This is a genomic window from Micromonospora sp. CB01531, assembly GCF_001905095.1.
Lineage (GTDB): Bacteria > Actinomycetota > Actinomycetes > Mycobacteriales > Micromonosporaceae > Micromonospora.
In genome coordinates this window covers 12,428-28,119 of sequence record NZ_LWLS01000082.1, presented here as the reverse complement: position 1 = coordinate 28,119, position 15,692 = coordinate 12,428, and the positions used below count along the sequence as shown (strand labels likewise).

At 68.4% G+C, this 15,692-nt stretch carries 9 protein-coding genes; 6 read left to right on the top strand and 3 right to left on the bottom strand.

Features of this window, described 5'->3' with window-relative positions:
• Nucleotides 1-291: 291 nt before the first annotated feature.
• From A6A27_RS23855 to A6A27_RS23840, 4 genes are all read left to right on the top strand, one after another.
• Nucleotides 292-1,605 carry a hypothetical protein gene (locus tag A6A27_RS23855; RefSeq protein ID WP_073836886.1) on the top strand — a complete coding sequence of 438 codons (1,314 nt, stop codon included), beginning with the start codon at nt 292-294 and terminating at the stop codon, nt 1,603-1,605.
• A 273-nt stretch (nt 1,606-1,878) separates the two neighbouring features.
• A complete protein-coding gene (locus A6A27_RS23850) occupies nt 1,879-4,599 on the top strand; it encodes a hypothetical protein (RefSeq protein ID WP_073836885.1) in 2,721 nt (906 codons plus the stop codon).
• On the top strand, nt 4,596-7,916 hold the full coding sequence (locus A6A27_RS23845; RefSeq protein ID WP_073836884.1) for a right-handed parallel beta-helix repeat-containing protein: 3,321 nt from the start codon (nt 4,596-4,598) through the stop codon (nt 7,914-7,916). Before A6A27_RS23850 ends, A6A27_RS23845 begins: the two co-directional genes overlap by 4 nt.
• Before the next feature lie 50 nt (nt 7,917-7,966).
• Nucleotides 7,967-10,393, top strand: a complete 2,427-nt coding sequence (locus tag A6A27_RS23840; RefSeq protein WP_073836883.1) for a hypothetical protein — start codon at nt 7,967-7,969, stop codon at nt 10,391-10,393.
• Here A6A27_RS23840 and A6A27_RS46155 read toward each other — a convergent pair.
• From A6A27_RS46155 to A6A27_RS47575, 3 genes are all read right to left on the bottom strand, one after another.
• Nucleotides 10,359-11,384: a MinD/ParA family ATP-binding protein gene (locus A6A27_RS46155; protein WP_241825424.1), complete on the bottom strand. Its 1,026-nt coding sequence runs from the start codon at nt 11,382-11,384 to the stop codon at nt 10,359-10,361. The genes A6A27_RS23840 and A6A27_RS46155 overlap by 35 nt on opposite strands.
• A 178-nt stretch (nt 11,385-11,562) precedes the next feature.
• A complete protein-coding gene (locus A6A27_RS23830) occupies nt 11,563-12,072 on the bottom strand; it encodes a thioredoxin family protein (RefSeq protein WP_143194131.1) in 510 nt (169 codons plus the stop codon).
• A gap of 302 nt (nt 12,073-12,374) precedes the next feature.
• A complete protein-coding gene (locus A6A27_RS47575) occupies nt 12,375-12,797 on the bottom strand; it encodes a WhiB family transcriptional regulator (protein WP_073836881.1) in 423 nt (140 codons plus the stop codon).
• An 851-nt stretch (nt 12,798-13,648) separates the two neighbouring features.
• Between A6A27_RS47575 and A6A27_RS43335 the strand changes: the two genes are divergently transcribed.
• A complete protein-coding gene (locus A6A27_RS43335; protein ID WP_143194130.1) occupies nt 13,649-13,954 on the top strand; it encodes a hypothetical protein in 306 nt (101 codons plus the stop codon).
• Nucleotides 13,955-14,060: 106 nt separating this feature from the next.
• Nucleotides 14,061-14,495, top strand: a complete 435-nt coding sequence (locus tag A6A27_RS47570) for a peptidase inhibitor family I36 protein (protein WP_073836880.1) — start codon at nt 14,061-14,063, stop codon at nt 14,493-14,495.
• The last annotated feature ends 1,197 nt before the right edge of the window (nt 14,496-15,692 follow it).

The window sequence follows — 15,692 nt, the reverse complement described above, 5'->3', positions numbered from 1 at the left end:
AAGGCGTCTCGTAACGCGGTGAAGGCCTTGCCCGGTAACGGGTTGGTGGTCAGCTCGTCGATGGGAGGTCAGAACCTCCTGCGGACCTGAGTCCGCGCGTCCCCAAACCGCGCCCTGGTCAGGTTCATTTCGGGTCGGACGCTGGTAGGTGCGGGATTGAACCAAACCGGTAAGCCTCTCGTCGTGAGTGCACGGGCCTCTCGATACGTGGAGGGGCCAGGTTGACACGGGGCTGGTGGGATCACCGGCAGAGCTGGAAGCAACCAGCAGAGCAGGGAGAGGGGCATCGCCATGACTCAGGCGGTCGAGGCGCCGAACGATCAACCCGCCGCCTTCCACCAGCTACTGCTTCGGATGGCTGGCCAGCTGCCAGACGAGCTGATCTCCGAGGCTCGGCGTTGGCTCGCCGGGGGAGAGCTGCTGGAGATCGCGCAGGCGGTGCTTTTTGCCGCGCTGACCGGGCAGGTGGCGGTGACCGAGGCAGATGCGACGCTGCTGGCCGACACGCTCGCCGCCGCAGGCGAGAGCACCGATGGCGTGGCCGACCTCGATCGTTCCGAGGCCGACCCCCAGATCCCGTACGGCTTGGCGCCAGTCAGCCCAGAGGTGCTGGCCGAGCATGGTGGTGACGTGCCGTACAGCATCGATCTGACCGGTCCGTACGACGGGCCGGGTGCGGCTGAGGAGATCGACCTTGCGGTCGTCGCGGCCGTGGAGGCGCAGGTCGCGGACGGCGCGCAAGTAGTCGGGCTATGGCGGACGTGGAGATTCCCGGCCATGGACACGCAGTGGCCACCGCCACGCCGGATATTTCTGGTCCACGCCGCCGACGACACGCAGTTGCCGAGGCTGGCCGCCCGGCTGCAGGAAACGCTGGAGGCGGTGGGGGAGACCGATCCCCAGGTGGAGGTTTTCGCCGACCCCGACGAGCTGCCCGCGTACCAGCGCAATGCGCTAGCTTTCTCCACCCTGCTCTGGGCGGCGGCCCCGGCGACTCCGGTGCTCGTCGCCCAGGTGTTCGACACCTTCTCCGAGGAGAGCGGTCCCGGGTTCGACCCGGCGCATCCGCAGCTCGACGATGATGAGCGTGATCGGGTGCTGAGCTACCTTGACGAGGGCGTTCCGTTGTTGATCACGCCCGAATTGACCGAGGACGTGGTGGACCGGTCACGGGGCGAGGCGGTGCCGACGGTGTTCCGTACCGACGGCCAGTGGATTTGGACCGATGCGGTTAGTTACTACGTGCGTGAGCATCGGCTGGCCCCCGACCCGGATCTGCTCGACGACATCAGGGACAACGACTACCAGCCGCCCGAGGTCGACGCCGTGGCGCTGCACCGGGCGCTGTCGGCGCTCTACGCGCCGGTTTCTGACGTGGATGTCTGGGACGCCGATCTTGACGTTGACGACGATTGGGGCGCCAATCTTGACGTCGTCGGCGATGGTGACGCCGGCGATATCGCCGGTGCCGGCGCTGATGTCGCCGGTTCCGACGCCGATATCGCCGGCTGGGCGGAGCCCGCGCCGCCCGTCGAGAACCCATCAGCTCGGCCGACGCCGACCGGTCGAGTCGATGTGGAGGTGGCTACCTCGAACCTGCTGTAGGTGTGTCCTGCCGTTGAACCGGCCAGGCAGTAGGCGGGAGATCGGACCGCGTCCGGTGTCCGTAGCTGCCGCAAGACCGTACGCCGTGGAGAGGAGATCAGCCCGATGTCTGGGGGCCGCTCCGATCAACCAGTTGCGGACCGCGTCATCGCAGATACTGTCGGTGAGGTTCTGGTTCTGCGTACCCCGGCGGATCCGCGTGAGCCGCTGGTCGCCCTGGCCGCCGCGCTGCCCCCGGAACCACATCGTACGGCGGTATTGAGTACCCCGTCGGTGACCATCCGGCCGGACCTCTTCGAGATCCTTCCGGATTTGTTGATCGAACATCTGGGCGGCAGTGCGGGGGGTGTCCGGCTGGTTTCATTGGGCGGGTACGCCCGATCGATCGACGCGTGTGCGGCCGCGCACAGCCTGGCCGAGGGGGTCGGCCAAGAGGTGGTCTTCCCGCCGTCCGGGCTGATCGTGACCCCCGACGGCACCAGCGTACGGGCCCGCCCGCCCGCCGCCGAGAATGCCGGCCCGGACACCGTCGAGGGCGGGTGCGGTCCGGGTGCGGGCACCGTGTGGATGGTCTGCGGACCCGATCGCCCAGCCCGCCATGAGTCCTCCTGGCCGCCGCTGCATGAGCTGGCGGCGGACCCGTCGCCGCCGCCGAGCGACTCCCCATTCGATCCGCAGCAGACGAGCCGAATCGCGGCACCGGCCGATCCTCCTTTGCGGCCGGTCAGGTCGAGGTGGGCGGCCGGCACCAACTACCAACTCTTCGCGCGCGCCGACGGCGGGCTCACCTACCTGCCTCGCAGCCGTCCGGCCACCGCCTGGCTGCCGCCCCGGCTGCTAGGCCGGCCACCGCGCTCACCATCGGCGCCGGCCGCGGCGCAGACCGTGGTGCCCGGCGTGCGGACCACCGCGGGCTGGTCATTCCTGGACGAACCGCCGATGGGCGTCGGCCGGGTGCTGGCGGGTTTCGTCGTCCAGATACAGGTAGAGGTCAGCGGGTTCCGGGTCGCCGGCCGTCCGGTATCACCGCGGTCGTTGGCGAAGATGATCGTCGCCTGCCGGGACGACGCCAGCCAGCCGGTGGTGGTCGTGGCGCAGGGTGTGTCCGTCACCGGGCCCGCCGCCGATCTGCTCTTCGGCGGCCTCGCCGACGCGCTGGCCGTCCCAGTGCTCGCCGCCGATGCCGAGGTCTCGACATTCGCGACCGGGATTCTCCAGACCACCGGCACCTTCCGCCGCTGGAGTCCGACGGTCACCCGCCCCGGTGAGCGGCGAGGCACCCGTCGGATCCAGACGCTAGGCGCGGTATTGCCGCCTCGACCGGCCAACTCAGGCCGGCGTACCCAGCCTCAGCCGACGACCGCGGCGGCACCGACCGGGTCAGTAACCGCAGCGCCCGCTACCTGGGCCGTCCCAACCGCGGTGCCTGAGCCGATCGCGTTCGGGTTCGACGTCCCGGAGTTGGTCGTGTCCCCGGCCGTCGAGGTGGCGTTGGCGGCGTCCCCCGGTGCCGACCCGACGCCCGCTGCTCGTCCAGTCGCCGCGGGTGATCCTGACCGCATCCACCCCGACGGTGGGCAACTGACCGAGGAGCACCTCGACCGGATGGTTCGGGAGGCCGACCCCTACCCACCCGATGTCATCGGGCACCTCGCCGGGGCGAAGCAGGCCCTCCTGGAGGAGATCAGGTCCGAGCCGACGATCGACCGCGTCGGCCGGGCCGCCGCGGCCGTGGCTCAGACCGCCCGGCTCAGCGAGCTTCCGGCGCAGGCAATCCCTGCGCCGGCCGTGCTCGGTCCCGAGTTCGTTGTGCTGACCGACTCGGACCGCTGGCGGCCACCAGCCGCGGTCGATGCGCCGGTACCGCCCGTGTCGGTGGCCGCGGCAGCGGCGGAGGCCGAATCTGCCCCCGTCGCAGCACACGATATGGCGGCAGTGGACCCGTTCTCAACCGAGATCGCCTTGCAAGCGGCCGCTGCGGGTAGCCGTGTCGCCGCGTTTTCCTCGGCGGTGGCAGCCGATCCGGCCACCGTCCCGCAGGCCCTGGGTGAGGCAACGTCCGCCGGCCAATCGGACCTGGCACCGACCCAGGCAACCGACAGATCGGCGCCTCCGGACGTACCCGCCAGCTCGGTACTATGGATCTGCGAAAATGATCCGATTCAGGCAGCTGGTGACCGTACGGCACTGCGCCAGGCACTCGGCAGCCGATATGACGCCCACGCCCGGGTGGCTTCTCGAAAGTTGGGCGAGGAGCCTGGGATCCGCGCCAGCGCCAGCGCCAGCGCCAGCGCCGGCGCGGGTGCGGGTGCTGGCGCGCTCGCTGAGCTCACCGCCGGGCTGGTCGCGGTGCTCGCCTATTGCGACGGTGAGCGCGACGTGGTCAATCAGGTCCTCCGCGGCACCGGGCCCGACGAGGGCGTCGAGCAGATCTCCATGCTGGCCCGATATGCCGCGTACGGCCTGCGCCGACTCCCGTCCGTGCTCGGGCCCGTCTTCCGGGCAGGCGCCACCGAGCCGGACCTTGCCGCCCGGTACCGACCCGGCGACGAGCTGATCGAGCCGGCGTTCATCGACGTCGACCTGACGGCCGGTCCGGCCCCGGCGTCGGGCGTGGAGTTCGCCATCTGGTCGGTGAGCGCGCACCGGGTGAGCGGTTTCGCCGATCGGGGTGGTGCGCTCTTCCCACCGGGCAGTCGATTCGTCGTACTTGCTGTTGACCGCGAAGCGGCAAGCGATGGGCCGGTACGCGTGTTGCTGCGGGACCTGACCACGGCGCGGCGAAGCGATCGGGCCAGCCAGCAGGCGGGCGGCCGGGACGACGCCGAGCGCGTCCTGGCCCGGCTGCGCGCGGCACCTCGGGGCGCCGCCTCCGAGCCGGCCAGCTCACTACTGTCGAACTTCCTCCCTGGCCTAGATGACGCGGGCCGTTATTTCGTACGACCGGCTGAGCTCGCCGGCGCCGTTTCCGTGGAAAGGGGTGGACCAGCGTGACCAACAGTGTGGTTTCGGTATCGCCGAGCGAACCGGGGTGCCTGCCGACCATTGCCGCCGCCCTGGAAGCGGCGGCTCCTGGCGCCACCGTAGCTGTACAACCGGGAACCTACCGGGAACGGCTGCGGCTGACTCGTGACGTTACTGTGGTGGCGGAGGATGGCCGGGGTACCGTCACCATCGACGGTGGGGATGGGGTGGCCGTCTTCGTTGCCGCTGGCGCGGGCACCCTGCGCGGTGTGAAAGTGCGTGGCGGCGGTCCGAATCTGCCCGCGATCCAGGTAGGGCAGGGTCGGCTTGACGCCCACGACTGCGAGGTCGCAGCGAATGGCATCGTCGCGGTGCACGTCCCGGCCGGGCATGTGGGGATGCGCGATTGCCTGGTGAGCAATCCGGGCGGGGCCGGTTTCCTGATCGAGAAGGCTGGCGGCGGCGCGGTGACCACGACCACCGTACGCGAGGTCGGCAGCGCCGCGATCGTCATCGCTGGCCACGGGGAGCCTGTGTTTCGGCGGTGTACCGTGACCGACGGCCGGGGAGCCGGCGTGCTGTCCACCCGGAGTGGGCGCGGCACGATCGAGGAATGCGACATCAGCGCGGTTGACGGCCCGGGGGTGGCCGTGGAGGACGGCGGCGCGGTCCGCTTGGTGCGGACGAAGGTGCACGATACGCCGGGCACGGGGGTGTTCGTCGCCGGTGGCCAACCGACACTGGAGGCCTGCGAGATCCAAGCGGTCGGCGAGCACGGCGTGATCTTGTCCGGCACCAGCAACGCGGTGCTCAAGGCTTGCCGGGTAAGCGGGACGGCCGGTCATGGCCTGTTCGCACTCGACGAGGCGCGCGGGGCGTTCCTCGACGGAGAGATCAAAAGCACCAGGGCGCCGGCCGTGGCGGTCAGCGGCTCGGCGGCACCGCGGATCGAGGGCGGCTCGGTGGCTGCTGGTGGTGGGGTGGCCTTGGTGTTCGAGGCGGAGGCCGGCGGCGTCGTACGCGGGCTCACCGTGCACGGCGGACAGACCGGTCTGGTGGTCGGCGGCGCGGCACAGCCAGTTCTCGAAGAGGTCACCATCGTTGACTGCACCGAGTACGGCGTGCAACTCGCCGACAAGGCTCAACCGACCGTTAGCGGCGGGCGGATAGAGCGATGCGCCGCAGGTGGACTTTTGGTCGGCGGCGGTACGGCGCTGACCGCAGAGGGCACTACCGTCCAGGGCGGGAAGATCGGGCTGACCCTCGCCGCCCGTGGCACGGCGACCGTCACCTCCTGCGATATCGGGTCCGCCCGCAACATTGGGATTCTCGTCCAGACGCAAGGTCACCTCACCCTGGTCGGCACGCGGGTACGGGGCAACCGCGGTCCAGGCGTCCGGTTTACCGCCGGGTCCTCCGGCCGGATCGACGGCTGCGAGCTGCTCGACAACGCGGGTGACGGACTGCTCGTGGAGACCACGGAGCCAGTGCACGTCGAGAACACCAGGGTGGTCGGCAACGGTGGCGACGCTGGCCGCGGGGCCACACCGAGACCGGTGCCAGACATGGCCGACCCGAGCACCGAGCGAAGCCCGACGTCCCCCGTCACCACCCGACCCGACCAGGTGCGACCCAACCCGACTCGGACTTGGGCGGCCTCGGCGCACGCGGACGGTTCGTCTGATGCGGCGAGTCCGCTGTTGGCTGAGTTGGAGGCACTGGTCGGCTTGGCCGGGGTCAAGCGGGAAGTGGCGACGCTGGTCGGCCTGCACCGGGTCAGCAAGCGGCGGGCCGCCGCTGGCCTGCCGACGCCACCGATGTCCCGGCATATGGTTTTCGCTGGTGCGCCGGGCACCGGAAAAACAACAGTGGCCAGGTTGTACGGGCGGATCCTGGCCGCATTGGGAGTGCTACCGACCGGCCAACTGATTGAGGTGGCCCGGGCGGACCTGGTGGCGGAGCACATCGGTGGCACCGCGGTGAAGACCACGGAGAAGTTCGAAGAGGCGCGCGGCGGCGTGCTGTTTATTGACGAGGCGTACGCGCTGGCTCCGGTGGAAGGTGGTTCCGGACATGATTTCGGCCGGGAGGCCGTTGACACGCTGGTCAAGCTGATGGAGGACTATCGGGACGAGGTGGTGGTGATCGTCGCGGGCTACTCGGCCCAGATGCGTGCCTTCCTGGACTCCAACCCGGGTCTTGCCTCGCGTTTTGCCAAGTCGGTGGAGTTCGAGAGCTACTCGACCACCGAGCTGGTCACCATCGTTGAGCGGTTGTGCAGCACCCACCACTACTCGCTGGAGTACGACACCCGACTCGCCTTGGCGCAGCTTTTTGACGGGATGGTGCGGGACGCGAATTTCGGTAACGCGCGGGTTGCCCGCAAGGTGTTCGAGGAGATGATCGGGCGGCAGGCGGTCCGGCTCTCCGAGGACGGTTCGGTATCCGGAGTGGAACTGGCCCAGTTGCTGCCTCAGGACCTTGGCATGCCGCCGTCGGCCGGGGTACCGGTAGGCATGGCCAAATCGGATGAGCTCGACAAGTTGCTAGCCAAGCTGAACGGCATGATCGGGCTGAGTGGCGTGAAGAAGGAGGTGGCCGAAGTGATCGACCTGTTGGCCACCATCCGGACCCGCGTGAGCGCAGGTCTGCCCGCGCCAGCCATCTCCCGGCATCTGATCTTCTCCGGGCCACCCGGTACCGGGAAAACCACGGTGGCTCGGCTGTACGGTCAACTGTTGACCGCGCTTGGCGTACTGGCCGGTGGGCAGCTCATCGAGGTTGCCCGGGCGGATCTGGTCGGCGAATACATCGGCCACACGGCACAGCGCACCAAGGAGGCGTTCGAGCGAGCCCGTGGTGGGGTGCTGTTCATTGACGAGGCGTACACACTGGCCCCGCCGGATGCCCGGCAAGACTTCGGCCGGGAAGCGATCGACACACTAGTCAAGCTCATGGAGGATCACCGGGACGAGGTGGTGGTGATCGCGGCCGGGTACGAGCAGGAAATTGAGGCGTTCCTAGCCGCCAACGCCGGCCTCGCCTCGCGGTTCTCGCGGCGGATCCACTTTGCCAACTACAACCCGGATGAGCTGGTGGCCATCTTCCAAGCGCTGGCCTCGACCAGCGGGTACGAATGCCCGGGAGCAACGCTGGTAGCGCTGCGGGAGCACTTCGAGCACGTCCCGAAGTCCCGCACCTTCGGCAACGGTCGATACGCTCGTCAGGTGCTGGATGAGGCAATCACCCGCCAGGCCGGCCGCCTCCGGTCACTGCCGTCACCCAGCGTCGACCAGTTGCGGACCCTGCTGGTCGAGGACGTCGCGACGGCGGCGGTGCGTGCCTGAGCTGGGAGATCATTCTGGCGGGCAGCGCCATGGCGGGTAAGGATGGCGCATTGAGCAACCAGACCGACCCACCCCGGGTCTTCGGGCACGACCGGGTCATCCTCATCGTCCGCGGCAGCGCGCCGCCACCGGAGGCCGTGTACGCACACCTGCCGCGGGAAGGCGACCGATACACGGTGATCGTGGCCACCGACCCGCCGCTGGACCTGCCAACGCTGATCGGACTTCTCGCCAAGCATCTGCCGGTTCGTTGCGAATCGATCCGACTCGTGCTCTCGCACGCGGGGCGCCCCGAGATCGCGCAGGTCATCGCGGACGAACTGCGGATCGACGTGATCGCGCCGTCCGGGCCAGTACTGCTGCTGCGCCCCGGGACGCAGTTCGTGGATGGCGGCGAGTGGTGGAGCTTCCGGCCGAACAGACCGGCAGAGCATCAAGGCCCCCGCCATCCGGCGCCTCGCTGGCAGCGCCTGTTGCCCACCGGTCCCTGGGCCAACCCGTCTGATCTGCGGGTGACCGCGATTCCGGCCGGTCTCTGGTTGCACGACGCGGATCCACCCGAACCCGAGCTCACCGCGCGGATACTGGCCACGTACGTGGACCACGATCAGCCAACGGTGGTGATAGGCCGTCCGGGCAGCCCAGCCTTGCCGCCCGAACCGGTCTACGACGTACTGGAGTCGCTGCCACGGCAGGCCCGGCGCCGGATGATCCTGGTCCCGTACGGCCCGGACAGCACCACAGCCGACACGGTGGGGGAGTGGCTCGCGGCGCGTACCGCGGCAACCATCGACGTGATGAGCGGGGTCGCCGACACCGACCCAGCCGGCGTGGCGGTTCGTACGATGGTCGACGCCAGTGGCCATCGGGGCTGGCGGCCGTTCGCTCAGCGGCTCACGTACCGCGCCGGCGCGCCGCCGCAGGTTACCGAGTGGCGCCGGCCCCTGCCGGAGCTGCCGGGTACCGGCGGCATGCAGCAGGTCGATGAGCGCTGGGCGATTGAGGTGGTCCGTTGTGGTCTCTGGCTGCGACTGACCGGCGACGATCCTGATCAGGACATCGTGCGGCGCCTGCACGCCGACCCCCGTCACCCGCTGCTGGTGCTCGGTGCCGCTGCCGCCGCCGAGCCGGCCGACGCGCTGGCCGTTCTCGATTCGGTGGTCGCACAGTTGCCGAGCAGCATCTCCGGCCCGCTGCGGCTGGTCGTGACCCGTCCGCTCGCCGACCGGGCTGCGGCGGCTTGGTCCTCGGTCACCGGCCGCTACGGGCCGATGCTCACGATTGTCGGACCGGGGCACGTGGTCGAGCTGCCCGACCAGAGCCACCCAGAGGCGCCATTGGCCCCGCTGTCGGCGGACGCCAGTCCACCCCGGCAGGCCGCGTCCACCGTGCCGGCCGAGCCCGTTCCGTCGGCTGAGCCCGTTCCGTCGGCTGAGCCCGTTCCGTCGGCTGAGCCCGTTCCGTCGGCCGAGCCCATTCCGCCTGCCGAGCTGGCTGTGCCTGTTGAGCCCCTGCCCGGATCCGGCCCAGTGCCGGACCGTCACGCCGATCCGATACCCGAGCCGTCCGCGGTGGACCTCCGGATCGAGCCGGCGCCGAGACCCGAGCCAATCTCAGGCGATGGCCTCCACGTCGAGCCCGTGCTGGATCCCATGCCAGACCCCCGCACCGATCCGGTGCCGAAACCCGTTACGGGCGTCGCGGTGCTGCCGTCGCCCGAGTTGGTCGTACCGTCAATGGGCTGGGAACCGAGCTTCCCGGGCAACCATTCGAGCACTCCCCACGAACGCCAGGCGCTGCGCGATCTGCTGGGCCACCGCTACCAGGCGTACGCGCAAACCGCCGCCACCTGCCGGCAAACGCGCCCAGTGGACGGAGACGGTGATGAACGCCTCGCCGATCTGGCCGCGCTGGTGGCCTTCTGCGCCGGCGATCCGTCCTTCGCCGCGAGCGCCGGGCCTGTTCCCGCAGCCGCGAAATCGTGTTTGATCAGCGGCCTCCTGCGGATGCCACCGTACGCCGGGGTGGTGTTCGCGTCCTGGGCCCTCGGAGCAGGGCTGAGCTGGGAGTACGGGCAGGTGGTCAGCGCTGACGACGTACTGCCCGCGACCGCGTCGCCGCTCTGGACGGAACGAAACCAGACAGCGCCCGGCCAGACCGAGGTGGACGTCCCGGTCCTCGTCGTCCGGTCGATCACTGGCCGGCCGGCACCCGCGGTTACTCCGATCGGCCCCGACTGGGTGCTCTTCCCACCAGGCGCCCGGTTTCGAGTGGTCGCAGACGAGCACGGTCGCGGCGGGTCGGGGCTGGTCCTGCTGCGGGAGGTAACCCCGCAGACCGGAACCGGGACAAGCGTCGACGTGCTAGACCGGCGGGCCCGAGAGTCGCTACGTCGAGTGGTCTCTGCCATTCACCGAGCGCCGGGGGGTAGTACGTGGCCGCTCATGCCTGGTCGCGGATCGCCAACGAGTCGATGATCGAGCTGCATGCCATCAACCAGGCCCGGCGGGTCTGTATGTCGAGCGCGTCGAGCTCGATCCGGCCGCCCGAACGGATGAGCCGGTCGAAGGGAATCACGACGACATCCCGGACGACCGGGCGGTACCGCTCGATGATGTCGTTGAGCAGCTGCGGGTCCGGCTTGGGGTCCGCACACGAAACGATCGCCACGGCGTTCTCCACCAGGTCGGACCGATTGGTACGGATTAGGTGGTCGAGCATCCACAGACCGCTGTCGGCCACGTCGCGTTGCACGGTGGTCGGCACAATCAGGCAGTCGGCGACCGCCGTGGCGGATTGCCAGTTCGCCGCGCGGATGTTGTTCCCGGTGTCGATCACGATCAGCCGGTAGAACCGGCACAGCGCGGTCCAGAGCCTACGGAACGCCAGGTCGTCGATGATCTCCATGCTGCCGGCCGCGTCGTCTGAGGCGAGTACGTCGAACCGGGCGCTCTGTGGCCGCAGGTACGCCGAGAGCTGGCCAACGCTCGCCGTCGCGGCCAGGAACTCGTCGATGTTGTGCAGCAGGTCGATCACGGTCTGCTGGTGTGGCGCGGACTCCGCGCGCATGCCGAGAGTGCCGCGGGTCTCGTTGTTGTCCCAGGCCAGCGTGTACCCGCCGCGATAAAAGCCGAGGCTGGCCGCAGCAAGCAGCGCGGTGGGGGTCTTCGCCGCGCCACCCTTGGGATTGGCCACCACGATGGACATGGTCCGGCTGAACGGGCGCAGCAGCCTCCGCCGCGCTGCCTGGTGAACCAGTTCCTCCTTGGTTGCCGGCAACGTGAGCGTGCCGCCGCTGATCCGGTTGGCCCGTCCCCGCCAGCCCCATTCCGCAGGCTTGGTCGGGTGCTGGGGTGTCTGTGCGTCGTCGGCGGTGGCGACGGGAATGTTCGGCCGTGCGCCGTCCGGTGCGGTCAGCGGTTGGCTGGGGGCTTGCCACGCGAGTCCCGCCGCGGGTTGGGCGTCCAAGCCGCGGTTGGAGTGCGGGAGAGTGTCCGGGTGTGACACGGACGGGGAACCGCCGGTGGCATCGCGGTCCGCTGCATCTGGCTTGTGCCCGGGGTGCGTCATCCTGGCCTGGCTCCTTGTCGATGAGCGGAACTTCGGTGCCGTCGGCGCAGCGCGATGCTGGTGCGGTGTCGAACGTTCACCGGTGTCCGGTGGTTGTTGTGGTCCTCGCCGGGTGGGCCCTCGCCGAAGCATCCGTGGAGCCCGGTGAGTCGAGGTAGGCGGACGTCGCCTGCTCGGCTCGACGTGCGTCAGATGCGGGGGCTGACACATACGGGGAACCGGCCTCACCGGTCTCCAACATCTCGAGCATCCAGGCGTTTAACTCCTCTTGCATGTCGGCGTGAATCACCTCGTTTACCGCCTCGTCGAGGTCGTCCGCCGAGATGCCACCGGCGAAGCGACGGACTGGCATGCCGTCGCGGTAGACCACAATGCTGGGCAGCGCCTGAAGGTGATGCAGGTCGGCCAGGTTTCGCTGCTCCATGGCCTCGACGGTCCAGACCGCGCAATCGGGGTGCCTCGCCACGAATTCGTCGAGCTCGGGCTGGAACTGCTGGCAGGCCGGGCTGTCGGCCATCCGGAAGACCAGGACGGCGACGCCGGCTGAGAGAGCGACATCATGCTCGTCGGCCGTTAGCGATCTCATCACACCACTACCAGACGTCCGCCAGACGGTGGCGGTTCACGCGCAGGATCAACAACTTCGGCAGGTGATCACTAAGCAGGGCACAACCATGGTGCGGTGGTCCGCGGCTGAGGCGGCCCACAGCGCACCCCACACGGCCGGTTGGGGTCAGCTTCTCAGCCCTTCAAGGCCAAGGCCGCGTAGTTAGGCCACCGCGGCCGTCGACGGCAACAGTCCGCCAACGCCGGTAACACACCCCTGGCGTCCTGGGCGTGCCACAGGTCCGGCCACCGACCCTCCATCCACTGTGAAAGTAGAACGGCTTAAGGCACGGCTGACGTCGGGGACCCGCCGGTGACCGGAAGATCATCCGCATGCGGGGCGCCGGCAAGGCCCCTCCTACGCCTAGCGGCCCGCCGCCGCGCTTTCGACTCGCACTGTCGACCGCAGTACCGGCTTACAGTCGTGTCAGTGAACCGAACGGGGGAGCCACACTGCACGCAGATCAGCTGCACCACCTCGGTCCCCTGTCTGCGCCGCTGGAGCAGCACGCCACCGCGGATGACCCCGACGTCGCCGTTCGCCAACGCGTCGGCCAAGCAGGGCTCCCGCACCGGGCACGCGAGGCAGATGCGCACTGCCCGGCTGCAGTGTGGACCGCTGTCGGTCCACCACTCGCTGTCCCAGCTGACACATGCGGCGTAGCGCCACCAATCGGTGCGGCCCGGCGCAGCTTGCTGGCTCACGTGTGATCACCGTCCTTCGCAGAAGGAGAGCCGTGCCGGTTGACACGACTCGTCCGTCCGCCGCCGCAGTCCCTTTGACGTGCAGCAGCGGAGCCTCACCATGGACTACGGACCGAAGACTTCCTGGTTCATCGGATTTGCGGCGAGGACACCCCTGCCCTTCAGGGCCGGGAGGATGTCAACCCGTGTGCAAAAGGGCGCGGTAGTCGTTCGCTGGTCGATCGACGAGCCGGAGTGGCGCCGCTTCCGGGATATGGACAGTCAACTCGGCGCGACGGCCCATCCCGGCGACGGGCCGTCCAACGACGTATGTAGTCGATCTCCGGTTCACCGCACTCCGCCATGCATGCAGAAGACGATAGCTAAGGCATTCTGGCTGGCGGAGAAGGCAGAACTGCGGTCCTATGTAGCAAGCCCCCGGGTTTGGCGCATCACACCCGTCCAACGCCGGGGTGGCTCGGCGCCATCCCCTCCCCGGCGTCGGGCCCGCGTCGGTCACATCTTCGGCCGGCCGCTGCGGGTGCCCGACGGTCTTGCCCCGCGACCGTCGGGCACCTGCGGTTGTTGGGCGTGCGTGCGGGAGGCAGCGCTTCGTCTGCGAGCGGACCGCCGGTTGGCAGTTGGCATGTCGTCCTGAACCCAGGATCGGCCCTGCACGTCGTCCCTTCGGCAGTAATGGCGCCAAAGGAGCGCCAGTTGCCCATCAACGAACGGCACGTCAACTCGCCTACCTCGGTGGTGCCCAGCAGCGATCCGTCGGACCTGAGCCACCGCCGTGCCGCGTCGTTCGTCGGTAACGGCGGATCCCTGGTCGACTTCGCATTCGCCTTATCCGCACGCGAGGTGCGCTCTTGGGTTTGGTCGAACCACTCGCGGCGACCGGGGCGGCGTGGGATGCGCAGCTCTCGCAGGACCTCGCGGGACTGATAGGCCGGGTCGATCCCGGCATCCAGCGGCTCGAGCCGGTTGGTGATCTGTTCATGCGGCCGGCGACGCCTCTGGCCGTTCCTTCTCGTGCACGCAGTGAGTGGGGTTCGTCGATGGGGCCACCGGCGCACAAGACCTACTGGACCTGCGTCCGCCGGGAAGCCGCCGGTAGCGGTGATCCAGGAAGCCGTGAGCCGGCTGGCACTCGCCAACCGGCGATGAACTTTTGAGGCGCCGGTACGTCGTGACTGACGCAGGTCCGCTGCGCGCCCTGACGGTCCGCCAAACTGGGGGCGCAGCGGACATGGATCCGTCCCGACATAAGGAAGGCGCATTGTGAAGGTAAGAGAGGCAGTTCAGCGGATCGCCACTGGGATCCTGGCTACGGTCTTGGCCGTTGGTGGAGTTGTGGCCCTGGGTGCCCAGCCCGCTTCCGCCGCATATGTCTGCGCAAACAATCAGGTCTGTTTCTATGAGGGAGCCAACTATAGTGGCACGGCCTTCGTTCCGCAGGAGTTGAGTAACAGCTCCAACTCTGTCCCGGACTTTCGCTATCGGGTCTTCACTAACGGCACGAACGCTAATGACAGGGTCTCTTCAATCGTCAACAACACCGGCTGGTCCCTGGCCGTATATCGTGACGTGTGGTTTGGCGGCGACCACTTGATTGTCCCGCCGTACACTAGGACAAACCTCAGCTGGCCCTATGACAATGAGATCTCTTCGGCGAAGTTTGCGACGGGAGTTCCAATCGGAAGCTCTCCCGCGTAGCTGACGTAAATGCTCGGTTACCCCGTGTAAAGATCGACGCGCGCGCGGGTCAACCGAAGGCTCCTCAAAATTTCACGGGTTAGCCGCATATTTATGAAATGGCGGGCCGGAGGCGGGCCGCCATTTCCCACTACCGCCGGGCTGCCGCCGAGGTTCGGGCGTTCGGCCGGCAAACCGAGTCACAACGCAGGTAATCGAGGCCCGACGAAACACGCGTCCCCGCCCACCACACCTCCAAACACGCTTATGCACTCTTCCTTGACCCCGCCTGGTACTGCTGCTGGTGCTGGCTTGCTATCCAATTGCCTATACGCTCTGGCTGAGCTTTCGCAGTGGTGACGGATCCCCGTGTTGGCGGTGGTCGCCGTCCGAGCGGCTTAACAGCTGGTCGGGCCGCCGGTCTGACCGGTGCTCGTCGTCTCTCGGCTTTGGAGGAAGGTTGTGCCGGGCTATTTCCGGCACAACCCGCCCGGTCACTCGCCGCCGCAGCCCCTCTGGCAGTACGTCAACGAGGCTCATGACTTTAGCTACGGATGTGCGTAACTTCTGGTTCACATTGTTCAGCTCGTTATCGCGCGGTCGGCCGCCGCCGACCGGCATTCAGGCTTTGGTCGACCTGCATGCGAGCCGTTGTTCCGACTTTTGCTCGGCCTGGCGGGGTGAGCGGCAGGCCGCCGAGGAAGGGCTACTGGCTGCTACCTGGTGTCCGCCCTCCAGCGAACCTGTTCAGGCTGCCGGCACGTCCGAGTAGGGTGAGGCTGAGACCGTTCCGCCGCAAGGCGGACTGCCGATCACTTGCTCACCGGAGTGCACTGAAAAGACATCGGCTGACCCTGCCCCACTCGGCGTCGAATCGCTAATGAACGAGCTGGCCGGCAGATACGTCATACTGAACGGTGCACGGTAGGGCGTGACGAACGTTGCGCCAGTGACGGCGCGGCGTTCACCGGTGAGGGCTGGCGTGATGACTGAATTCGATCAGAGTGGCTCCTCCGGTCACCCGTCAGCCGCGCTCTACCTACTCGGGGCCCTGGATTTCGACGCGGAGGCCGACTTCGAGCGCCACCTTGGCTCATGCCCGACGTGCCAGCGGGAGTGTGACGAGTTTGGTCCGCTGGTGACCGGGCTCAGTCAGGTGTCCGTCGATGAGGTGGCCGGCCCGCTCCCGTCCGGCCCGTCCGGTGCCAGCGCGATCGC